The sequence below is a fragment of the Flaviramulus sp. genome (genome assembly GCF_982512915.1).
Genome location: NZ_CEWOCJ010000004.1, coordinates 39,308 through 63,674, shown reverse-complemented (window position 1 = coordinate 63,674; position 24,367 = coordinate 39,308). Strand labels below are relative to the sequence as shown.

General features: G+C 29.9%; 18 protein-coding genes. 4 read left to right on the top strand and 14 right to left on the bottom strand.

Going from position 1 to position 24,367, the window contains the following annotated elements; all coding sequences use genetic code 11:
- Positions 1–5: 5 nt before the first annotated feature.
- The 6 genes from AC1XJX_RS04015 to serB all read right to left on the bottom strand — a co-directional run bounded on the left by AC1XJX_RS04015 (position 6) and on the right by serB (position 7,518).
- Complete coding sequence (locus tag AC1XJX_RS04015) at positions 6–2,921, bottom strand: serine hydrolase domain-containing protein (RefSeq protein WP_482002675.1); 2,916 nt, start codon at positions 2,919–2,921, stop codon at positions 6–8.
- Between the two features lie 124 nt (positions 2,922–3,045).
- A complete protein-coding gene (locus tag AC1XJX_RS04010; RefSeq protein WP_482002674.1) occupies positions 3,046–4,461 on the bottom strand; it encodes a DUF3570 domain-containing protein in 1,416 nt (471 codons plus the stop codon).
- Positions 4,462–4,494: 33 nt separating this feature from the next.
- Entirely contained in the window at positions 4,495–4,704 is a 210-nt protein-coding gene (locus tag AC1XJX_RS04005) for a DUF4266 domain-containing protein (RefSeq protein WP_482002673.1), read from the bottom strand.
- Positions 4,705–4,749: 45 nt separating this feature from the next.
- Positions 4,750–5,742: an FAD:protein FMN transferase gene (locus AC1XJX_RS04000; protein WP_482002672.1), complete on the bottom strand. Its 993-nt coding sequence runs from the start codon at positions 5,740–5,742 to the stop codon at positions 4,750–4,752.
- A complete protein-coding gene (locus AC1XJX_RS03995; protein WP_482002671.1) occupies positions 5,732–6,169 on the bottom strand; it encodes a thioredoxin family protein in 438 nt (145 codons plus the stop codon). Before AC1XJX_RS03995 ends, AC1XJX_RS04000 begins: the two co-directional genes overlap by 11 nt.
- Before the next feature lie 125 nt (positions 6,170–6,294).
- The gene (serB, locus tag AC1XJX_RS03990) at positions 6,295–7,518 is read right to left on the bottom strand and encodes a phosphoserine phosphatase SerB (RefSeq protein ID WP_482002670.1); all 1,224 of its coding nucleotides are present in this window, start codon (positions 7,516–7,518) and stop codon (positions 6,295–6,297) included.
- Positions 7,519–7,794: 276 nt separating this feature from the next.
- Here serB and AC1XJX_RS03985 point away from each other — a divergent pair, with 276 nt between their 5' ends.
- A complete protein-coding gene (locus AC1XJX_RS03985; RefSeq protein WP_482002669.1) occupies positions 7,795–8,568 on the top strand; it encodes a prohibitin family protein in 774 nt (257 codons plus the stop codon).
- Positions 8,569–8,676: 108 nt separating this feature from the next.
- On the opposite strand, the gene AC1XJX_RS03980 is transcribed toward AC1XJX_RS03985, so the two are convergent.
- The 7 genes from AC1XJX_RS03980 to AC1XJX_RS03950 all read right to left on the bottom strand — a co-directional run bounded on the left by AC1XJX_RS03980 (position 8,677) and on the right by AC1XJX_RS03950 (position 15,723).
- Positions 8,677–9,162, bottom strand: a complete 486-nt coding sequence (locus tag AC1XJX_RS03980) for an ABC transporter ATPase (RefSeq protein ID WP_482002668.1) — start codon at positions 9,160–9,162, stop codon at positions 8,677–8,679.
- Positions 9,163–9,197: 35 nt separating this feature from the next.
- Entirely contained in the window at positions 9,198–10,496 is a 1,299-nt protein-coding gene (locus tag AC1XJX_RS03975; protein ID WP_482002667.1) for a PH domain-containing protein, read from the bottom strand.
- 181 nt (positions 10,497–10,677) lie between these two features.
- Positions 10,678–11,196: a PH domain-containing protein gene (locus tag AC1XJX_RS03970; RefSeq protein ID WP_482002666.1), complete on the bottom strand. Its 519-nt coding sequence runs from the start codon at positions 11,194–11,196 to the stop codon at positions 10,678–10,680.
- 89 nt (positions 11,197–11,285) lie between these two features.
- Positions 11,286–12,077 (bottom strand): (Fe-S)-binding protein, encoded by a 792-nt coding sequence (locus AC1XJX_RS03965; protein ID WP_482002665.1) that lies wholly within the window; start codon positions 12,075–12,077, stop codon positions 11,286–11,288.
- 121 nt (positions 12,078–12,198) lie between these two features.
- The gene (locus AC1XJX_RS03960; protein WP_482002664.1) at positions 12,199–13,512 is read right to left on the bottom strand and encodes a 4Fe-4S dicluster domain-containing protein; all 1,314 of its coding nucleotides are present in this window, start codon (positions 13,510–13,512) and stop codon (positions 12,199–12,201) included.
- A 6-nt stretch (positions 13,513–13,518) separates the two neighbouring features.
- Positions 13,519–14,451, bottom strand: a complete 933-nt coding sequence (locus tag AC1XJX_RS03955; protein WP_482002663.1) for an MlaD family protein — start codon at positions 14,449–14,451, stop codon at positions 13,519–13,521.
- Between the two features lie 120 nt (positions 14,452–14,571).
- Positions 14,572–15,723: an N-acetylmuramoyl-L-alanine amidase family protein gene (locus tag AC1XJX_RS03950; RefSeq protein WP_482002662.1), complete on the bottom strand. Its 1,152-nt coding sequence runs from the start codon at positions 15,721–15,723 to the stop codon at positions 14,572–14,574.
- Between the two features lie 160 nt (positions 15,724–15,883).
- Between AC1XJX_RS03950 and AC1XJX_RS03945 the strand changes: the two genes are divergently transcribed.
- Both AC1XJX_RS03945 and AC1XJX_RS03940 read left to right on the top strand, forming a co-directional pair.
- Positions 15,884–18,637 carry a putative LPS assembly protein LptD gene (locus AC1XJX_RS03945; RefSeq protein ID WP_482002661.1) on the top strand — a complete coding sequence of 918 codons (2,754 nt, stop codon included), beginning with the start codon at positions 15,884–15,886 and terminating at the stop codon, positions 18,635–18,637.
- Positions 18,638–18,729: 92 nt separating this feature from the next.
- Positions 18,730–19,110: a RidA family protein gene (locus AC1XJX_RS03940; RefSeq protein ID WP_482002660.1), complete on the top strand. Its 381-nt coding sequence runs from the start codon at positions 18,730–18,732 to the stop codon at positions 19,108–19,110.
- Between the two features lie 10 nt (positions 19,111–19,120).
- On the opposite strand, the gene AC1XJX_RS03935 is transcribed toward AC1XJX_RS03940, so the two are convergent.
- Positions 19,121–20,509 carry a response regulator gene (locus tag AC1XJX_RS03935; RefSeq protein ID WP_482002659.1) on the bottom strand — a complete coding sequence of 463 codons (1,389 nt, stop codon included), beginning with the start codon at positions 20,507–20,509 and terminating at the stop codon, positions 19,121–19,123.
- Between the two features lie 524 nt (positions 20,510–21,033).
- Here AC1XJX_RS03935 and AC1XJX_RS03930 point away from each other — a divergent pair.
- The gene (locus AC1XJX_RS03930) at positions 21,034–24,363 is read left to right on the top strand and encodes a transglutaminase family protein (RefSeq protein ID WP_482002658.1); all 3,330 of its coding nucleotides are present in this window, start codon (positions 21,034–21,036) and stop codon (positions 24,361–24,363) included.
- The last annotated feature ends 4 nt before the right edge of the window (positions 24,364–24,367 follow it).

Here is a 24,367-nt window from a genome sequence, read left to right as displayed (position 1 = left end):
AGCTACTAATCTTCTATAGCTTCATAAATTAATCGTTGTATTTCAGTTCTTATATTTTCTTTTAACAACAAATTTTTTCCGGCATTTGGATAGGTTCTATTCGCTAAAAACACATAAACAATCTCCTTTTCAGGATCTGCCCAAGCATAAGTACCTGTAAATCCTGAATGCCCAAAACTTGTCATGGAAATACATCCACAAGTTGGTCCATCGTCTCCCAACTGTGGTTTATCAAAACCAATGCCTCTACGGTTATTATTATCACAAAAGTAACAGGTATTAAACTTATCGATTGTACCTGTTTTAAAATAACGCTTACCACCATAAAAACCTTTCTGCAAATACATTTGCATAATTTTTGCAACATCATTTGCATTACTAAAAATACCTGCATGCCCACCAATACCATTTTGCATAGCAGCACCCATATCGTGAACATAACCATGAATTTTTTGATAGCGATAATAATCGTCCTCTTCTGTAGGGACTATTTTTTTACTGCTAATTTTATGATAAGGGTTATACATTGTGTAATTGGCTCCTAAAGATTGATAAAAATGATCTTGAACTAATACCTCTAATGTTTTGTCGTAATGTGTTTCAATAAATTTCTTTAAGATATAATAGGGAAAGTCACTGTAACGATATTTTAAGGTTTCTAGTAATTTTGAATCTTTTATAATCTTAGGTATAGAATCCTTAAAATCAGTTCTCAAGAATAAATTTTTCGCAACTTCTATACTAAACGCATCGGTCTTTTCAGTTCGGTAATATTTTTCACTAGGTCGTTTAGTAAGGCTATCTAAAGTATGATAATAAAAAGGTTCCCATGGTCTTAATCGTGCATAATGAGAAAGCATATTTTTTAATGTGATATCTTTTTTATTTGAATCTTTATACTCTGGTAAAATTTCTGAAAGTTTTGTATCTAAAGAAACGATACCTTGCTCTTCTAATTCCATCAATAAAGGCAACGTTGCTAATATTTTTGTTAAAGACGCTACATCATAAATATCATCAAACTCAATGATCTCTTTACTTTCATAAGTATGTTTCCCAAAATTTTTATTGTAGATAACTTTACCTTCTCTAGCTACTAAAAGCTGAATACCTGGTGTCATTTTTTTACTAACGGCATATTGCGCTATAGAATCTATTTTGTTTAATTTTTCAGAGATCATGCCAACTCTTTCAGGTAAAGTATAACCTAAACGTTTAATTCCAAAAGATGTAATACCTTCTCCAACAACAAAACTATCTCCTGCTGATACAGGTAATATTCCTTTAGATGCAATTGCTCCAAATATAAGTTGTGCAGATTTTTCTTGAGCAATTTTACTATTTTGATAGCTAACTATTATGCCTTCAATATTTTCAACATTTTTTAAATCCATTAAAGCATATGGCTTTACAAAAATATCTAAAATTACTGTATGAGTTTTTGATATTGTTTCTAACCAAACTAGTTCTTCATTAGTAAATTTATAGGGTTTCCAAGGGCTACCATTTGATCGATGTAAACCAATTATCAATGTATTATAAGGTTGAAGTGTATTGGTTAAAGTTTCAAAATCATCTGCAGATATTGCATGAACTTTAGTGTATTTTTTTAATTCATTAAAGAAATGAATTCCGGAATCGTCTCCTAAATTTACATATGCTATATTTTTAGTCTCCAATTGTCTTATTGGTAAAACAGACTTCATGTTTTGTAAAACGGTTAATGCATTTTCAATGAGTTCTTCGTATAGGACATCATCTTTTATTCTGTTTAAATCTTTTGATAAATTATTTAAACTAATTGGTTCATATTTATTTAATCCTACTTTATATTTAGCTTGAAGAATTTTTTTAACAGAATGAGCTAAACGCTCCTCTGATATAGCACCAGTATTATAAGCCCCAATTATTTTAGAAACACCAATACCAACATCTTCAGACATTAACATGACATCATTTCCAGCTAAAAATGCTGCCAAATCAATATCGCCAGTTTCATCAAAATCTGATGCACCTTTCATAGTTAGCGCATCTGTAAATATTAATCCTTCAAAACCTAACTTTTCTTTTAAAATATCTGTTACGATATGTTTTGATAATGATGAAGGATATCCTGTTGAATCTAAACTGGGAACATTTAAATGAGCAACCATGGCACTTGAAAGCCCTTCCTTTATCAATTTACGATAAGGATATAACTCAACAGAATCTATTCGTTTTTCTGTAAAACTGATAGAAGGTAATATAAGATGAGAATCTTGGTCGGTATCTCCATGTCCCGGAAAATGCTTTGCACTAGCTAAAACACCAGCGCTTTGCATACCTTTCATGAAAGCTGAAGCTTTTTCAGTAACATTATCTCTATCTTCACCAAAAGACCTGTTACCAATTATAGGGTTATTAGGGTTTGTGTTAATATCTACCACAGGTGCAAAATTAAAATGAACACCTAAACGTTTACAATGCTCGCCAATTTGTTTCCCTGTTTGTTCAATTAGCTTATTAGCTTTTATAGCTCCAAGGGTCATGTTCCAAGGAAAAGCATAGGTGGAATCTAACCGCATACTTAAACCCCATTCAGCATCCATACCAATCAACATAGGTAGCTTGGATAATGCTTGTAATTCGTTATTCAATTTTGCTTGCCTATTTGGGCCACCATTAGAATAAATAATTCCTCCAATATGATGGGTTTCAATAATTTTAGCAATTTTATTTTTAGTAGTTTCATCCTGGTTAGACATGACTTGAACCATATATAATTGCCCTACTTTCTCATCTAAATTTAAAGAATTATATACGCTGTCAACCCATTTTTTTTGGGCAATGTAGTCTTTTGCTAAAAGTGGATTTTTTTTAGCCTGACTAAAGACTGAAAAATTAGTTAATAAACAATATAAAATAAAATAGATATGGCGCATAAAAATGTACTAATTAAGGATATTATTATTAATTGTTTAATCAATAATAATCATGCCAAAATAAGACTTTTAAAAAGAAGTTTAAAAGACTTTGTGATAGATTTATAACAAGATTATAAACAACCTAATCCATTACAAATTTAAATCCAGCAGAAATTATATTTGCACTTAAACCTGTATTTCTCTTATAGCTATTATACTTTACATCTATACTTTTTAAACCAAGCTTCCAAATATGGGTTTTTGCAAAAATATCGGTATAACTAATTCCAAAACCATATTGATTGGCATTAAATTCGGATAAATCATAATCTGATGTATAAAACTCACTATTAGAAAGGCTTTGTTCATATGGTGCAAAATAATCTGCAGCCGTTTGATTATAAAATCTGTATGAAGGATATAAGGTGAATTTTTGAGATATTTTAATTGGCAATTCAATTTCTGCTGTGTGGGAATTGATTCCCCAATCATCAAAATAATATCTGTAATACGTTCTGATAGTCAACTTTTCATTAATATATTGATTGAATCGAAGGCCAAAGGGTATTTTAAATCTACTACTTGGTAAACGCTCAATATCATCAGCTAATTGAAATACATCGGTATTTGTACTAGACGTATAGTTTAAAATACTACTTGGGTTACCAACATAAAAGTTATCAGTATCACTAAAATAAACACGTTGCATTGGGTTTCCCAACCAACCATCTTGTCTAACTAAATCAAAAAATAATGAAAACTGTGCATTTTTATTCAGTATTTGAGATAAACTAAAAGAAATAGAATAGGAGTTTCTGGCTTTATTGTTTATAAAGCCTAACACCTCAGATTTTGGAGACCAAATAAAGCCTGTAGCTCCGCTTTTATCAATCGACATTCCATTTTGATCATATATATTAACACCATTAAAAAAAGCAGAATTCAAATTATTGCTATAACGTAATTCAATTGGGTATCTAGGATTCCATGTATCTAAATACACTTTAGTATTTACAGAAAATTCTGTGTTTTTTTCATTAAATAATTTCACAAAACCGCCACCAAAACCAACAGAAGTATAATCGTATTCTGCAGCAAAGGATACATTGGCATTCCATATTTCATTTCTATCATCAGAACTATGGGTGTATATTCCATTAATATTAGACCAAACATCTTGAGCTGAAGCTCCTGAAGAAGCTACCCATGGGCTTCCTATGGGATTTCCACTAACTCTAGGAGAACCATCAAATGGATCTAAATTACTGGATGATGCTGATGTATATGCGGATATGCCTGCATCAATAGTTAAAACATCATCTTCATTTAATGGCAAGCTTACCACAATAGTTGAAGTAAAATCAGTTAAATACTCATCACCAATGCCTCCTGTAACCGATGCATTATTCCCATCTTGGGAATAATAGCTTGTTAAAAAATCTACTTCTGAAGTTTCTAAAACACGTTTTTTATAAACTGTATTGGAATCGACTTGAGAAAAAGAAACCCATGTTATTAAGCTAAAAAAAAATAAAAAAACTGTTATCCTATTATTCATATTCAATTAGGCAGATTGCCTATATTTAAACTATTAATTACACCCACAACCACCTCCCGATTTACCTCCATTGGCACCTGCAGCAACTTCTCTATATACATGAAAGTTTGTAATAAACCTATCAGAGCTTTTTTTAACCAAAGCCATATCAGGATCATTAAGATTTACCTTTTCATATTCTTTTACCGCTATACAAGAAGTTAAAGACATTACCATTAAACATATTAATAAAAGCTTTTTCATCAATTTAAATTTATTGTTTAGAATTTTTAAAAAATATTAAAATTCTTAATTTGTTAGTTCAAAATTTATGTTATTTGACCTGTGAATTTTATTATCCTGATCAATAATAATACACTCTACTGTTTTAAGTTGATTTATAAAATCTAATCCAACTTCAACACCCATAACAAAAACGGATGTAGCTAAAGCATCTGCTAATTCTGCATTGGTAGTAAAAATACTGGCACTTAAAATTCCAGAACTAGGATAACCCGTTCTTGGATCTATGATGTGAGAATACAAAATATCATTAAACTTTATAAATTTTTCATAATTACCAGAAGTAACTACGGCACTATTTTTTACTGGTAACCAAGAAAACACCTTTTTTTTATTTAAAGGGTTAACAATCGCTACCATCCAATCTTTACCATTTGGTTGTTTACCCCACGTATTTAAATCGCCAGAAGCATTAATTATTCCTGCTACAACACCTTTAGTTTGGAGTAATTCTTTTGCTTTATCAGCTGCATATCCTTTTCCAATAGCACCAAAACCAATTTTCATTCCTTCCTGTTTTAAAAAAACAGTTTGACTTTCTTCATTTAAAATTATTTTTTCGAAACCAACTTTAGTAACAGATTTTTTTATCGCTTCCGTGGAAGGCATTTCAGTCATACTACCATCAAACTTCCATATATTATCCATTGATGCATAACTAATATCAAAAGCGCCTTCTGTTAATTTTGAAATTTTTATTGATCTTTCTATAAGTTTATAAAGCTCTTCATCAACTTTTACTGGTTTAATTCCAGAATTTCTATTGATATCTGAAGTTTGCGACTTAGGATCCCATGAGGATATTAACTTTTCAATTCTTGAAATTTCATTTATTGCTAATGCTATATAAGTATCCGCATCATTTTGATTTTCTGCAACTATAGAAATATCAAAACGACTCCCCATTAGTTTCAGTGTTTTTTGATAAACCTGTTGAGAAAAACCAAGGGTACTTATAAAAAAAACAAGAAAAAAACCTATGACAAATTTATTTCTCAAAATCTGTTAATTTTTTGAAGTATGCTGTAGGATTGGTTTTTTCGTAACCCATTTTCCCTAATACATTTCCTTCTTTGCTTAAAACTACAACTAATGGAAAAAAACCTTCTTTATTATACTTTTCTGCTAATTTTCTGTTTTGAATTGTAAGAGATTCTGATAGTTTATTTGCCTTTTTTCTAGGAAAATCAGCTTTTAACATCACAAAATGATTTTTTGACAGATTTTGGAATTCCAGTGTACTCCAAACTTCTTTATCTAATTTAATACAAGGTCCACACCAATCAGATCCTTGAAAAACCAATAATATGTTTTTGTTATTATTTGTGGCTTCTTTCTTAGCTTCCTCAAAATTAGTTTTCCACTCTTGTGCAAAACTTGATAAACTGAATAAAACCAATAAACTAAAGGTGAAAATATTTTTCATTTAAATTTAAAAATCAAACTTACATTAATTTACATTATCAATTAGTAACAAATGTTACTTAATTATATTATAACGAAAAAACCGCAAATTAATTTCAAATTGCAAAAAATAAATGAAATTTTAAATTATTCAATCAAATCGATATGTCTGTCGTGGTAACCTAATAAGTATAATATACCGTCCAGTCCAATACTAGAAATAGAGCTTTGTGCATTATCTTTTACAGTTGGTTTTGCATGAAATGCTATTCCTAAACCAGCTAAGTTTAACATTGGTAAATCGTTAGCACCATCACCAACAGCTATAGTTTGACTTATATTAATACCCTCTTTAATGGCTATTTCTTTTAAATACTCTGCTTTTTTATCACCATTTACAATCTCTCCAATATAATTCCCAGTTAAAGCACCATCTTTTATTTCTAATTGATTAGCATACACATAATCTATACCCAATTCTTTTTGTAAATAATGACCAAAATAAGTAAAACCACCAGATAGTATGGCTGTTTTAAAACCATAACTTTTCAAAGTATCTATTAGTCTTCTAGCGCCTTTAGTTATTGGTAAATTAATAGCTACATCATGTAAAACATCTTCACTTAAGCCTTTTAAAAGTTTCATTCTTCTAATAAAACTTTCATTAAAATCTATTTCACCTTGCATTGCAGACTCTGTAATGGCTTTAACCTCTTCTCCAACACCTGCTAATTCAGCTAATTCGTCAATAACTTCAGTTTGTATTAAAGTTGAGTCCATATCAAAACAAACTAAACGTCTGTTACGTCTGTAAATATTATCTTCTTGGAAAGCTATATCTACATCCATCTCTCTTGATATTTTCATGAATTTTTCGGTAAACTCAGACTTATTATCAATTTTACCTCTAATTGATAATTGAATAGATGCCCTTGGATATTCTTCCTCTTTAACAAGTGAAGTACGACCTGTTAACCTTTTAATAGCATCGATATTCAAATTTTTCTCTGAAATCACTTTAGTAACTTCTGATATTTGTTCAGCGGATAATTTTTCTCCTAAAATGGTAATAATATACCTGTCTTTACCTTGAAGATTAACCCATTTTTCGTAATTATCAAGTGTAATTGGTGTGAACTTCGCTTTAATACCGAGCTCATATGATTTAAAGAGTAAATCTTTTAAAACAGCAGCGGAATTTTCACCAGATTGAATTTCAAACAAAATCCCAAGTGATAATGTATCATGAATATTTGCTTGTCCAATATCCAAAACTTTAGCCCCATATTGTGCTAAAACACCTGTTAAACTTGATGTTAAACCAGGTTTATCCTGACCTGATATATTTAGTAAGAAAATCTCGTTAGCCATAATTTTATAATTCCACTTAATAGGCTGTAAAAATCATTATTCTATTCGAGATACAAAAGCTTTTTGAAGTTAAAAAAACTTAGATTATAAACAACTTATTTAACAAAATAAATATTTTATTCAATACTTAAAAAGAGATATTTGACAGCACTATTATAATGAAAAAAAGTTATAAATCATAAAAATTAATTATGAAATTCATTATAAACATTAATAAAATTATATATTAAATCTTGTTTATTTTTATAGAAAAAAATTAATTTCAAAAAAAATGTTATGAAAACAAAATTTCTTTATTTGCTAGGAATCATTTTAACTTGTAGTAGTTGTGCTGTAATTAGACCAGGGGAAGCTGGTGTAAAACAAACTTTAGGAAAGTTTTCTAGCAATATTTCTACACAAGGAACTATATTTTATAACCCAATTACAAGTAGGGTTATTAAAGAATCTACTAAAACTAATAATATTAAGCTGATTTTAAATTTACCAACAAAAGAAGGTCTAAGTGTGAAATCAGAAATATCTATATTATATAGATTAGAATTAAAAAAAATACCGGTTATATTAGAAAATCTGGGGCAGGATTATGAATCTATTATTACTAGTGTTTTCAGATCCGCATCTTCTGATGTATGCGCTCAATTTTATGCCAAAGACATGCACTCTGGAATGCGTGCAAAAATAGAAGAAGAAATTAAATCTAAAATGTTAATAAACTTAGAAAAACAAGCAAATGGTATTGAGCTTATTGCAGTTTTGATGAAGAGTATTCAATTACCAATGGGCTTAGCTAGTTCCATTGAACAAAAACTACAAGCAGAACAAGATGCGATGCGAATGGAATTTATAATACAACAAGCAAAATTAGAAGCTGAGAGAAAAATTATTGAAGCTAAAGCTGAACGGGATGCACAAAAAATTCTTGCAGAAGGATTAACAAGCGAAATTATTAAATTGAGAAGTATTGAGGCTTTTAACAAACTTTCTCAATCTACTAATAGCAAAGTAATTATTACGGATGGAAAAACACCCTTACTAATAAATGAATAATTATTTGTAAATAATTTACTCTTTATTCTTCACTATAGCAAATAACCCAGATTAAAATTCTTATAAATCTGGGTTATTATATTTATAAATACTACTAAGAAAGTAAAATTACTTTAAGAATCGATTGTGCCAACTATCGCTTGCAGGTACTTCCCAGTTTTCGTTAAACTCCATAATAGTGTTAACTAAATTATTAAAAACTATGGTATTTTTTGATACCGCTTTATCTTTTGCCATTTGCTTAAAATCAGTTAAAGTTTTGTAAGCAATAAACTCACCTTGTTTATAAGACACATTCATTTTATCCATCAAATCAATGTTGTATTCATTTTCTAATTGTTGAATAAAATGAACAGAGGCATCAATAGAGCAACCTGTTGCGGCATTTAATTTTTGATTTAATCCGATTATAATAAAACGTTTATATTTTATAGTATATCCACACTGTAAATCGCTACCATGTGCAGTCCAATTTTCAATAAAGGTATCTAATTTGAATTTAATTTGTTCAATTTCTTCATCAGAAAAAGATCGATTTGATTGATAAATCCAAACACGTGATTCTTCAGGTAATGTATTAAAGTCTACTAGCATTATTTGATATAATTTTTATTTTACAAAAGTAAGATTTACATCCAATCTTTTGGAGTAGATTCAACTTTATATAACATGTAATTTACAATTTGTTTAGCTACTTCCAATTTAATATGTGGAATTTCTAAATTATTTGAAGCTGAAAAAACTTCAACAGATGCTAATCTTCTCCTTTTTTGAAAAATAGTTTGTTTTAAACTAACAGCTTGTATTTTATGTAATTCAAGAATATCTTTTTGAGTATTTATAAAATTGCCACTACCTAACACTAAATAACTATCATCTATAGAATAGTAAGACTTTTTGTAACCATAAATTATGTTTAAAACAAAAAGAAAAATCACAGGAATATTAATAAAACAAAACATGTATGGTAAAAAGAAAAAAACCAAATTAACTATCAAAATTAAAACCAAATAGTACATAAGACTTTTATAAATAAAGTAGCTTTCTGGCTTTCTTTTTTCAATTACATCAAATATTTTAGGATAAAACTTCAGTAACAACTCACTAACCTGAAACTCATTTAAACCAATAATTTTTAAGTTTTTTCGTTGTTTTTTATTAACCATTGCTTGAGTAAATGTTAACTTATACAATCCAAAAAACTGCTTTAGTCTATTAGTTATTATGGTTGTGTTTTGTATGCGACTTGGTAAAAGTCCTAAATTTATTTTATTAAATAATCCTTTAGAAATCTCTAAACCATTTGTATTATTTGAGACTGTCAAATCAAAATTTTCAATAAAAGTTTTAACAACCGAAAACAGAACTACCAAAATAAATAACGAAAAAATTAAAAGACAATTAAATATAATATCCCGGGAGAATTGATACATATTTAAATTAAAAAAAATAGAATCTGTTTTGGTTAATATTAATGGATCGAGAAAATCTTTTAAATCGTAATAAGTAGCAGAGAGGAAAAATAAAATAAGGATAAAACTTTTATAATGATTTTCCGAAATACCTTCAAGCAACAATTTTTTTATTGAGGCCTTATGATAAATTGAGACCTTTTCGGGATAATTTATTTCCGAGTGAAAACCAAACGCTACACTTTTTTTAAGCAATACTTTTTTTAATTCAATTGCTGAATCTGCAGAAAGGGCATGTATTTCTATTTCTGTATCCTCATCTCCTGCTGTTTCAATTGATAATGATACGACATTTATAACTTGCTGAATGAGATTTTGTTTAATGTAAACATTCTGAATTTTGGTTTTTGAAATGGATATTTTTTCCTTATTTAAAATACCCTGATTTAAAATAAAATACTCTTCGGTAACATGAAATTTAAAATTATAATATTTTAATACTGCATGAAGTATCATAAAAAAAATAAAAAGACAACAACTCAGCAAAAAATAAGGGTTTGATGCATAGGATTGATTTTTTAAATAACTCAGAAAAAAAAGAGATATAAAAAGAATAGATTGTTTAGTTCCTGCATAAAAATTTAATCCAAAAATGACAATGATTCCTTTTTTCGATTGTCGTGTAGGGTTTTCAAAATTATAAGCGCTCATTTAATAAATTAATTAAAAACGCATTTATTTTTTCAGCTGATTCATGAGGCAAACCATTAATTGACAAGTCACTACCTGATTCTCCTGCTGAATAAATTTTAAGATTAGATAATCCTAATCTTCTTGATAAAAAAGAACGCTCTATTTCGATATGCTGAATACGATTAAATGGTAAGGTGGAGATTGTATTAGTTAATAAACCTTGAGAATATATGATATCTTTATCTCTAATAGCATAGCGACGCAAATTAAAACTAAGCTTGTAAATTACTAATTGAATTATAAACAAAATTATGAGTCCAATTAGTACGTACCAATATAATGTAGCTTTATAAATTTCATTTACCATAATAAATTTCAAAATGGTTGCAACACCAATTGTAATAGAAAACGTAAAAATTAAGTTGAATAAAATAATTTTAAAATAGCGCTTGTCTATTTGTATCAATTGAACATTTTCAATTTTAGGCAAATGGTTTATTTCTATCTGGTTATTAAAAAACATGAAGTCAAATATTTATGACAAATAATGTAAGCCATACCTAACGCAAAAACAATAAGGTAAAATACTTTTGTTACTTTGTTTTCTTGACATTACAAGTCTTCAGCATTTGCAATTAACTCTGCTACATCCATTATCGTTACCTCTGCTTCTTTCTCTTTTGCTTTTATACCATCTGTCATCATGGTATTACAAAATGGACAACCTGCTGCGATAATATCTGGTTTAATTTCTAACGCCTGTTCAGTACGCTCGATATTTACTTCTTTATCACCTTTTTCGGCATCTTTAAACATTTGTGCGCCTCCTGCACCACAACAAAGTCCGTTACGGCGGCAGTTTTTCATTTCTACTAATTCAGCTTCTAATTTCTGAATTAACTCTCGTGGTGCTTCGTAAACATTATTGGCACGACCTAGGTAACAAGGATCGTGAAATGTGATGCGCTTACCTTTAAACTTCCCACCTTCAATGGTTAATCTGCCTTCATCAAGCAAGGTTTTTAAAAACTGAGTATGGTGCATCACCTCATAATTACCGCCTAATTCTGGATACTCATTTTTTATGGTATTAAAGCAATGCGGACATGCTGTAACTATTTTTTTTACTTCGTAAGCATTTAAAACTTCTATATTAGTTACCGCTTGCATTTGAAACAAAAACTCATTTCCAGCACGCTTTGCAGGATCTCCCGTACAACTTTCTTCGGTTCCGAGTACTGCAAACTCAACATTTGCTTTATTTAAAAGTTTTACAAATGCTTTAGTTATTTTTTTTGCTCTATCATCAAAACTTCCAGCACAACCTACCCAAAATAATACTTCGGGTTGTTTGCCTTGAGCCATAAATTCTGCCATTGTTGGCACTTTTAGTAAGTCGCTCATTTATTAAGTTGTTTTATTTTTGCGTTAGGGATTGAGGCATTATTGGAGCTCTTTTTTGTTTTTATTAAAAAAAGCGACTGCCGAAAGCCCGACCCCAAAGGGTAACGCCCAAATTATTTATTTACTCGTTTTTCCAGTTTAACCTATCCATTTGGTTGTATGGCCATGGTGCACCGTTGTTTTCAATATTTGTCATCATGTTATTTAGCTCTACTGGTGCTGATGATTGCTCCATGACCAGATAACGACGCATTTCTAAAATAATTGAAAGTGGATCGATGCTTACAGGACATGCCTCCGCACAAGCGTTACAGGTTGTACAAGCCCATAATTCTTCTCTTGTGATGTAGTTATCTAAAAGCTGTTTTCCATCGTCTTTAAACTCGCCATTATTGGAATCAATGTTATTACCAACTTCTTCCAGACGATCTCTAGTATCCATCATTATTTTACGCGGTGATAACTTTTTTCCTGTTTGATTTGCAGGACATTCGCTTGTACAACGTCCACATTCTGTACATGTATAGGCGTTTAATAAATTTACCCAACTTAAATCTTCTACATCGCTAGCACCAAATTTTGCTGGCATGTCTCCTTCTATTCCTTCGGCTGGTGCAGCAAATGGATCTACGTTTGGATCCATCATCATTTTAACTTCTTTGGTTACAGCATCTAGGTTATTAAATTGTCCTTTTGGTGTTAAACTACCGAAATAGGTATTTGGAAAGGCTAATAAAATATGAAGGTGTTTAGAATAGTATAAGTAGTTTAGGAATATTAGAATACCAATAATATGTAACCACCAAGCGCCTCTTTCTATAAAATGTAAGGTGGTTTCTGGGATACTTGAAAATAATAGCGCTATGTATTGTGATATGATGTTGCCGAAATTCATCTGTTGAAATGAAGTATCAGTAGCATTCATTATCAAAAATAAGGTCATTAAAACCATCTCAAAATAAAGAATGTAATTTCCGTCGTTTTTGGGCCAACTCGTCATTTCACTTTTCCAAAAACGGGCTAATTTTATAATGTTTCTTCGTATCCAGAAAAATATCACAGAAATAAAAACTAAAACGGCTAAAACCTCAAAAGTGCCAATTAAAAATCCGTAAATAGATTTTGGCAAAATACTTAAACCTATTCTGTGAGTTCCAAAAACACCATCTATTAAAATTTCTAAAACTTCAATATTAATAATTACAAAACCAATGTAAACTACAATGTGTAAAACTCCAGATACTGGGCGACGCACCATTTTACTTTGTCCCAAGGCAATCATCGCCATATTTTTCCAACGTTGCGATTTATTGTCGTTAATATTTTGATCTTTACCTAATCTTATGTTACGCATTAACTTTTTTACATTTTTTGTAAAAAACCCAATACCTAAAACTAGTATTATAACGAAAAGTATACTGCCAATGTACTGCATTAATTATTAATTAGATGTTTCTTCTTCGTAAGGAATTTCTTTTTTAGATAAAATTCTAAAATACCTTTTTGGATGTAATTTTATATCTTTTAGTAAAGCTTCCATTTCTTTAATAGAGCCTTCTATATTATTATACAACCCTTCATCTTTTAAAAGTTTACCTAATGAGCCTTCACCATTGTCTACCTTTGAAAGAACGCTGTTTAAACTAGAAAGTGTTTTGTTTAAAGTTTCAACCGTTGTCCCAATTTGAGCCTCTTTTAATTCGGCTGCTATAGAAGAAAAATCCTCGCTTGTTTTTTTAAAACTAGCTAATGTTGCTGCTATATTTTCATCGTTTTTAGAGATAACTTTGTTAACGGTATTTGAAGTATTCTCAAAAGATTTTAACGTTTGATTTAATTGTTCTACGGTATGTTTTAACCCTTTATCAGTTTGATCATTCACAACTTTGTTTAAACTCTTAATCAATGAGTCTGTTGATTTTAAAGTTGAGTTAATATCCATACTTAATCCTGAGAAATTTTTTGAAAGACTGGTTACCAAACCTACCTCAACCTCAGATTGTAAAACATCGCCTGCTTTTGCTAATTCTCCTTCATTACTTACAATAATTGCTAAACCATTACCACCCATAAGTCCTGTTTCGTACATTCTAACTAAACTTTCTTTAGAGAATTTAAATTCCTCACTAACAAAAAAAGCAACTCTAGTTTTTCCAGTTTCGTAATTGTAACTTATATCTGTAATCTTTCCAACAGGATTACCTTTAACAGTAACTATTGAAGATTTGCTTAATGCATTGTAATTAAACTCGGTGTAAAAAACATTAGTAGATTCAAAAAGGTTCATCCCCTTTAAATAGTTAAACCCAAAAATAAAAAGGATAATTCCGAGTAATACCAGTATGCCAGTTTTAATTTCTTTTGATAATTTCATCTATAATTTTGCTTTTTGCTTAAATAGATAAGTTGCTATTAACATAAAAAAGTAATTTATGTAAATTTCAAAATAAATATGTTGATTAACAAATTTAATATAAATTTAAGAAGAAACGTTCTAATTAGTAGTCGATTTTAAAGCCTCAGATAAGTCTATTTTTTCACCATCCTTAAATGCTACCACAAAACAAGAGTTATAACCTTTTCTTTTAGCTTCATCTTCAAGTAGTTTGGTGTCTTTATAATTATTGGTGCTTCCGTAAAAATATTTATATAAACCTCCTTGTTTTATTCTTGAAATATTTTGCAAACCTTTAAAGTTATAAGGTTTGGTGTCTAATTCGCTTGCACTTGCAGCTATTTGAATTTTAAAAGTAATAGCATTTGTGTTAGATTCTGAAACTTCTTTTTCTTGAACAGAATTATCTATTTGATCGACTATATTAAAATCTCCAGTAATGTTATCAATTCGCTTTTTATAATCCAGAATACCTTGAGCTATTTGAGTAGCCATTTCTATTTGTCCAGTTTTAGAATTAAGATAACTTCCTTCACTTTTATTAGTTAAAAAACCGGTTTCTACTAAAACACTTGGCATAACTGTAGCATGAAGTACCCAAAAAACATCTTGCTTAACTTTTCTGTCTTTTCGATTCAAATTATTAACTAAATTTTTTTGAATAAGACTAGCTGCCAATATACTTTGATCTAAGTACTCTTCAACAGCTATAGAAGAGCCAATTATAGATTCGGGTGAGTTTGGGTCGAATCCAGAATATTTTTCTTGATAATTATCTTCTAGAAAAATAACCGAGTTTTCCTGTTTTGCTACACGAAGATTTTGAGAAATTTTACTAATAGACATAACAAATGTTCCAGCACCATAAGCTTGACTTGTATGAGAATCGCAGTGTATAGAAACAAACAAATCCGCATCTGCATTGTTAGCTATTTTTGGTCTATCAATCAATTCAATAAAAACATCTGTTTTTCTTGTGTATACTACTTTTATGTTAGGATTCTTTTCTAATATTTCACCAACTTCTAAAGCTATTTTTAAAGCAATATCTTTTTCTTTAAATCCATTGCCTAAATTTCCGGGATCTTTACCACCATGTCCTGCATCTAAAACAACTACAAACTTTTTTGAAGATTGATTTAAATCAATTTTTATAAAAGAAGAAAATGTTAATACTATTATAGAAGATACGAAAACATAGAAGCCTTTCGTTTTTAAGAAATAAATATTCTTGTTATTAATCAAACTCATATTTTATTATGTGCATTTTTTTGAAATTGTTAAAAAAATCAATTTTGTAAGCAACTAACGATAAAAAAACTTAGTTTATTACACAACTATATTTGAGTATAATTTTAAATTTAAATTTTTAATTGAATATTAAATCAATCCCAGAAAAATATATGTAATTTTGGCTTTTCAAAAACCGAGCCATACTATTACAAAAATACATTTAAAAGCGTTGCGCACAAACAACTTTAAAATACTTTTTGCATTAAGTTTTACAGTGTTTATTAACATGTTTAGCTTTGCTCAAGACATTCGTGAAAAAGGAAAAACTATCGAACGAAGTGTAAAAGACACGTTAATTATTAAAAAAGATAGTTTGTCAATTCCTATTATTTCTGAAAAAAAACAAGATTCTACGTTAACAGATTCTATTAAACCTAATAAAGATCTTTTAGAAAATATTGTAAAATATCACGCAGAAGATTATACAAAATTTAGCCAAAAAAACCAAAAACTGTATCTGTATAACCAAGCGAAAATTGATTATGGCGATATGAATATAGCAGCTGGAAGTATTGTTATAGACTACAATAAAAATACTGTTTATGCCAAAGGAATTACAGACTCTATAGAAGGTTACACACAAAAACCTATTTTTACTCAAGGTAGTAATGTAGTTGAACCAGACTCGATCGTTTTTAATACCGACACTAAAAAAGCACTTATTTATAACTCCAAAACTGCACAAGGCGAAGGAACGGTTATAGCTTCATTAACAAAAAAAGAGAACGATTCAGTTTACTTTCTTAAAAATGCAAAATATACAACAGCAGAAAATCTTGAAGACCCTGAATATTATATAAAACTTAGAAAAGCTAAAATTGTACCTGGCAAAAAAATTGTAACAGGCTTAGCAAACTTATTTATTTACGATGTACCTACCCCATTAGGCTTACCATTTGGTTTTTTTCCACAAAGTGAAAAACAAACTTCAGGAGTAATTATCCCGTCTTTTGGAGAACAAAACGATCGCGGTTTCTTTTTACAAAACGGTGGGTATTATTTTGCTATTAGTGATTATATTGATTTAAAAGTCTTAGGTGATTATTTTACAAACGGAAGTTATGGCACAAGATTAGAAAGCACCTATGCAAAACGATACCGGTTTAGAGGAAATATAGGTTTTAGGTACGAAAATTTAATTACCAGCGAACGTGGTTTCCCTGATTATGCAAGAAATACAATTTATAATTTACGTTGGTCTCATAGTCAAGATTCAAAAGCAAATCCAAGTTCAAGATTCTCTGCTTCTGTAAACTTAGGCAGTAGTACTTATTATAGAAATTCGGTAAATCAAGTAAACTCTGGAGCCTTTTTAAATAACACTTTGGCTTCATCTGTTTCGTATTCAAAAACATTTCAAGGTGAGCCACAAGTAAATTTTAGTGTTACAGCAACTCACTCTCAAAACACCAACACAGAAACTATAAACATGACCTTACCTACATTTCAGGGAAGTGTTAGTAGAATATATCCTTTTGCCTCAAAAACGGGTTCTAAAAAAGGCATCATTCAAAATATTAACTTACAATATAACCTACGTGGTGAGAACAGAATACAAACAACCGATTCTTTATTCTTCAAAAAAGAAATGTTTGATGATGCTAAAGCTGGTTTTCAACACACCATACCCTTAAACACCAACTTTAAAGTGTTTAAATATTTTAGTATGAGTGCTAGTACTAACTTTAATGAAGTCTGGACTTTTAAAACCATTAATAGAACTTTTGATGATATCAATAGACAAGTAGTTACTGAAACCGTTAACGGATTTGACACTTTTAGAACTTATAATTTTAGTACCAGTATCGGTACCACTATTTATGGGATGTTTAATTTTGAAAAAGAAGGAAAAGATCCTAAAATACAAAAGATACGCCATATCATCAGACCCTCGATAAGCTATAATATAAATCCTGCTTTTGATAATTATTACGATTCTTACGAAGTTGTTAGTGCCGATGGCTTAACTACATCTGATGTAGAATACAGCAGATTTGAACAAGGAATTTTTGGAACTCCCAACCAAAATTTCTCCAGTTCGATGGGCATTTCTGTTTCCAATAATTTTGAAGCAAAAGTTAAAGACAGAGACAGCACAGCTACCGAACCTAAAAAAATCATTTTACTTAATAACCTAAATTTTGCAACATCTTATAATTTTGCTGGCGATTCGTTACAATGGAGCCCAGTTAGAATGACTGGTGGCACTCAACTTTTCAACAATAAAATGAGTATCAATTTTGGAGCAACTTTAGATCCTTATGCACTAGATAGTAACAACAACAGAATTGATAAATTTAATATTGATAATGGCGGAAGCCTTTTTAGATTAACAAATGCTAACTTTACTGCTAGTTGGTCACTTGCTAGTAAAAAAGGTGACAAAAAAGATGATGATAAAGAAGAGGGAATTGATGAAAATATTAGAAGTGGCGGTAGAGATGATGATTTATTTGGTGTTTCAGAAGATTTTGCTAACCAACAAATAAATAGAAAAGATAAAGAAGGAGAAGAAGAACCTAGTGAGTTTTACAATTTTAAAATACCTTGGAGTATGAGAATTGCATATGCTCTAAACTACTCTAATTCAAGAAGGCAAAATGAAATATCATCACACTCACTTATGTTTTCAGGAGATATTGAATTGTCCAAAAAATGGTCGGTTGGAGCTTCTTCTGGTTACGATTTGAAAAATGCTGGTTTTACCTATACACAACTTAGATTTGAACGTGATTTATTAAGTTGGCGTATGAATTTTAGTTGGATTCCTTTTAGTACTAGAACCTCTTGGAATTTCTTTATAGGAATTAAATCTAGTATCTTAAAAGACTTGAAATACGAACAAAGAAGACAACCAGACCTTAGGTTATAACTTTCATAAAATAACACCTTAATTTTAAAACTGCTTAAATTTAATGTTACATTTAAGAAAAATATTAACTATTTAAAACTAAATATAAACACATGAAAACTATAATTACTACTAAAAATGCTCCTGCGCCTATTGGCCCATACAACCAAGCTGTTTTATCAGGCAATACACTATATACTTCTGGACAAATAGCCTTTAATCCAAAAACAAATGAGTTAGTTTTAGATGATGTTAAAACAGAAACAAAACAAGTAATGGAAAATTTAAAAGCGGTTTTACTTGCGGCTAATATGACTTTCGACAACGTTGTTAAAACTTCAATTTTTATAAGTAATATGGATGATTTTGCTTTAATTAACGAGGTTTACGGAAGCTATTTTGATGAAGCTAATGCACCCGCAAGAGAAACTGTACAAGTAGCTAGATTACCTAAAAATGTGAATGTTGAAATTAGTATGATTTCAATAAAATAAACCATTATTTTTAAAGTGTAGTTTTAATCTTTAGATGTTTTTTGAGTAGTGCTTTAAGCTTTAATACCTCAATAGGTTTGGCTAAAAAATCATCAATACCTGCTAATTTAGCCTTTTTAATATCCTCTTCAAAAGCACTTGCTGAAACGGCAATAATTGGTGTGTTATTATTATTATATTTATCAGTTTCCTGAATAAACTTAGTAGCTTGATAACCATTCATGTCTGGCATATAAATATCCATAAAAATCATATCAAAATCCGACGTTTTATAAAGCTCAATAGCTTCAAGTCCGTTTTTAGCAAATGAGCAATCAACACCTTGTTGTTCCAATAAAAACTTGATTACTTTTTGATTCATCCTATTATCTTCTGCTACTAAAACATGACAATTATCAAATAGTAAAGGTTTTAAACTTTCATCTTTAGATTTAATATTTAAAGTTTTCTTTAACTGTAAACTAAAATAAAAAGTAGAGCCTTCATTTTCTTTACTTTCTAATTTTAAATCACCACCCATGTTTTTAACTAATTGATAAGATATAGATAAACCCACACCCCAACCTCTGTAATCACTTAATATAAACTTACTAGAAAAATCTTCCATCGAATTATCAAAAAAGTGTTTAATCTCATCCTGTTTCATTCCAGAACCTGTATCCTTTATGTAAAAAGTAACTATTTGATGATCATCTATTTCAATAGTTTGATCTACAATTATTGATATCTTACCAGTATCCGTAAATTTTATAGCATTATTAATCAAATTAATTAATACTAATTGAATTCTTTCTGAATCTGCTAACACTAAAAATTTATCTCTACTTTTTTCAGATAAAAATTTATACTCAAATTCTAAATCTCTTTCCCAAGCTTGATATTCAAAAACTTTAAAAAGTTTTAATAAATCAGATTTTAAATCTATAGTGGATAAATTAAGTTTAAACTCATTAATCTCAATTTCTGCATTATTAATAATCATATTAAATAACTGTAATAAATGCTTTGATGAGTATTCGGCAATTTCTAATTTTAAATCTTGTTCTTCATCTAAATCCGAATCTTTTAGCATTTTCAACATACCTAAAATGGTGTTTAAAGGTGTTCTAACCTCATAACTCATATTAGCTAAATAAAATGATTTATGATCTGCTAAGCGTTCTGAATTTTCTAATTTACTTTCAAAATCTTCTATTTGTTGGTCTTGTCGTTGCTTAACGACATTGTTTTTTAATTGATTTTTTAAAAAATACTGTAAAACAAAAACCTGAATAATAGATAATATCAGGATGATAATACCAGCAGTTTCAATATTAATTATTTTTTCAATTAATAATACGCCTGCAATAAGTATTGTGGAGATAGAAATTAAAATAAAAAAAGTTAATTTTTTTTTCATTGTAATTGATTGATAAAACTTCTGGAGAGAACTCATTAAAAAAGTACGTTTAAACAAACATATCCATAAATAAGTTAATTAACAAAAGTATTCCGCTTATTTAAGTTTTAAAATTTTCTATATTATTTTTAGAATTTAAAACTTCTAAAAACTCGAGTTTTACAAATATTCATTTTAAACATTTGAGATTATATTGAATAATTTAAGATGATTTAATTATTAAAAAAATAAACACATTCACAGAAGTTTGATTCACTATAAAGGGATATAAATTATATCTTAATTGATTAAGTTATGTCTATTTTTAGTTATAATGTTTTAGAAAGATTAAATAGATAATTATAAGCAATAAAATTTTCTCAATTTTAGCCACTTAAAAAAGATATTTTACATTTTAAATATTCAAAAATGTTGTTTTAATAAAAAAAACAAAAGCACATCGGGTCATTGCCACATATCTCTTTAAATTCCTTACTTTAAATTTAAAAAACGTTTAATTTGTATTTTTATAAAATCTATTATTAATGGCTTTAAAAATTGTTATTTCTCACAAAACTGTATACAAATACGATCGTTCAGTTTCCTTATCGCCTCATATTTTTAGATTGCGACCTGCTCCTCATAGCAGAACTCCCATTGAAGCTTATTCCATTAAAATAAAACCAGCAAATCATTTTTTTAATTGGCAACAAGATCCTTTTGGAAATTATCTTGCGCGATTAACGTTTCCCGATAAAACAAAAGAACTATCTATAGATGTTGAAATTATAGCAGATTTAAAGACGATTAATCCTTTCGATTTTTTTGTTGAAAAATATGCAGAAGATTATCCTTTTAAATACTTAGAAACTACAAAAAAGGAGCTTCTACCCTATTTAGAAATTATAGATAATGGTCCGCTTTTAATGGACTTTCTTAGAACAATTGATTTAACCCAAAGAAAAACCATTTACTTTTTAATTGACATAAATAGGAAAATTTACGAGTATTTAAACTACAACATAAGAATGGATCCAGGAGTGCAAACCTGTGAGATTACTCTGGGCCAAAAAAATGGGTCTTGTAGAGATTATGCCTGGTTATTTGTGCAAGTTATGCGCCATTTAGGTTTTGGTGCCCGATTTGTTTCGGGCTATTTAGTTCAACTAAAATCTGATGAAAAATCACTAGATGGTCCTTCAGGTCCAGAAGAAGATTTCACAGATTTACATGCTTGGGCAGAAGTTTATATTCCCGGTGCTGGTTGGATTGGTTTTGATGCAACTTCAGGTTTATTAGCCGGAGAAGGTCATATCCCCTTAGCTTGTACACCGTCCTTTGAAAGTGCGGCTCCTGTTTCTGGAATGACTGATAGATGTGAAACTGAGTTCTTTTTTGAAAACTCTGTAAAACGTATTTTAGAATCTCCAAGGGTAACAAAACCATATACTGATGAGCAATGGGATGCCATTTATAATTTAGGTTTTAAAGTTGAAGAAGAACTTGAAAAAGGTGATGTAAGATTAACAATGGGTGGCGAACCAACCTTTGTATCCATTGATGATATGGAATCTCCAGAATGGAATACAGATGCAGATGGCGACCATAAACGTGAATTATCCAAAAATTTGGCTGCAAGATTGTATGATGAGTTTGGTAAAGGAGGTGTATTACACCAAGCGCAAGGCAAATGGTACCCAGGAGAACCACTTCCACGTTGGTCTATCGAAATTTGCTGGAGAAAAGATGGAAAGCCAATTTGGAATAATAAATCGTTGTTATCCTTGTTTTCTGATAATCCGATTTTACCAAAAGATGCTGATAAAACATTCTTAAAAACATTAACCACATATTTAGGAATTTCAGATAACACTATAAAACCTGCTTATGAAGATAGTTTTTATTTCCTTTGGCAAGAAGGGCAAATGCCAATTGACATTGATCCTACCAAAGAAAACGGCAATTTATTAGTTAAAGATAAATTAAAAGAAATTTTAAAAGATGGTACATCAAAACCTGTTGGCTATGTTTTACCTTTAAATAATTCTGAAAATAATTGGTTTAGTTGCAATTGGGAATTTAGAAGAAAAAACATCTTTTTAGTGCCTGGTAATTCACCGATTGGACTGCGTTTACCACTTAATTCTCTTATTCAAAAACCAAAACAACAAGAGTTTCCTGTTTTTCAACCAGACCAGTTCTCAAAACAAAACGAACTCACAAATTATTCAGAATTTGTTTCAAAACGTTTTGAAAAAACAAAAACTAAAAGTATTAAAAAAACAGAGCCAGAGTTTTTTATTAGAACTGCCTTGTGTGCTGAAGTGAGAGATAATAAACTATATTTATTTCTTCCACCATTGGATGCAGCCGAGTTTTATTTGGATTTAATTGCATCTATTGAAGCTACATCAAAAAAACTAAATATACCTGTTATATTTGAAGGCTACAATCCACCACATGATAACCGTTTAGAATCTATGAAAATAACGCCAGATCCAGGTGTTATAGAGGTTAATGTACAACCAGCAAAAAACTGGAAAGAACTCACAAACAACACGTTTGTTATATATGAGCATGCAAAAAAATCACGCTTAGGTACTGAAAAATTCATGCTAGATGGAAAACATACTGGTACAGGCGGCGGAAATCACGTAACCCTTGGTGGCGCCACCCCTGCGGATAGTCCGCTTTTAAGAAAACCCAGTTTACTAAGAAGTTTATTAACCTTTTGGCAACACCATCCTGGTTTATCATATTTATTTTCTGGAGCTTTTATTGGAGCCACAAGTCAGGCACCTCGTATTGATGAAGCTAGAATGGAAAATTTATATGAATTAGAAATTGCATTTAGTAAAATCCCTAAAAATGACGAAGTACCATTTTGGTTAACCGATAGGTTATTTAGACATTTATTAACAGATTTAACAGGCAACACACACCGAGCTGAATTTTGTGTAGATAAATTATATTCTCCCGACTCCTCAACAGGACGATTAGGTATTTTAGAACTTCGTGCTTTTGACATGCCCCCGCACCCTCAAATGAGTTTAATGCAAAACTTGTTAGTTAGAACTTTAGTAACTTGGTTTTGGAAAACACCTTACGAGCATGATTTAGTTCGTTGGGGGACAGAATTGCATGACAAGTTCTTAATAGAACATTTTGTTAGAGAAGATATTAAAGACATTGTAAAACAGCTTAATAAAGCAGGTTATGACTTTAAAGAAGATTGGTTTGATCCTTTTTTCGAATTCAGATTTCCGCTTCACGGCATGGTAGATATTAATCAGATGCATTTAGAATTAAGAGCTGCTATTGAACCATGGAATGTATTAGGCGAAGAGATGACCGGCGGTGGTACGGCTAGATATGTAGATTCTTCACTTGAGCGTTTACAAATTAAAGTTTCTAACTTTGTTAACGAAAGATATATTGTAACTTGCAACGGTATTAAAGTACCATTAAAACCTACGGGAGTTAAAGGAGCTTATGTTGCTGGCATACGCTATAAAGCATGGAATCCCTACTCGGCATTGCACCCAACTATTGGAGTTGATGCGCCTCTAGTTTTTGATATTGTAGATACTTGGAATAAACACTCTATTGGCGGTTGCACTTATTTTGTAGCGCATCCAGGTGGTCGTTCTTATGAAACCTATCCTATAAATAGTTTAGAGGCAGAATCTAGAAGAATCAATCGTTTTTGGACTTTTAATCACACACAAGGTGATATTCTTCCTGATAATGTAGATGTTATCTCTAAAAAAGAATTTCAAAATATTAAGAAAAAAACAAGTAGTAAAAAGTTTAAATATAAAGAACTTACTATAAATTTTGAGTTTCCAAACACTCTAGATTTAAGAAAAAAATAAATGT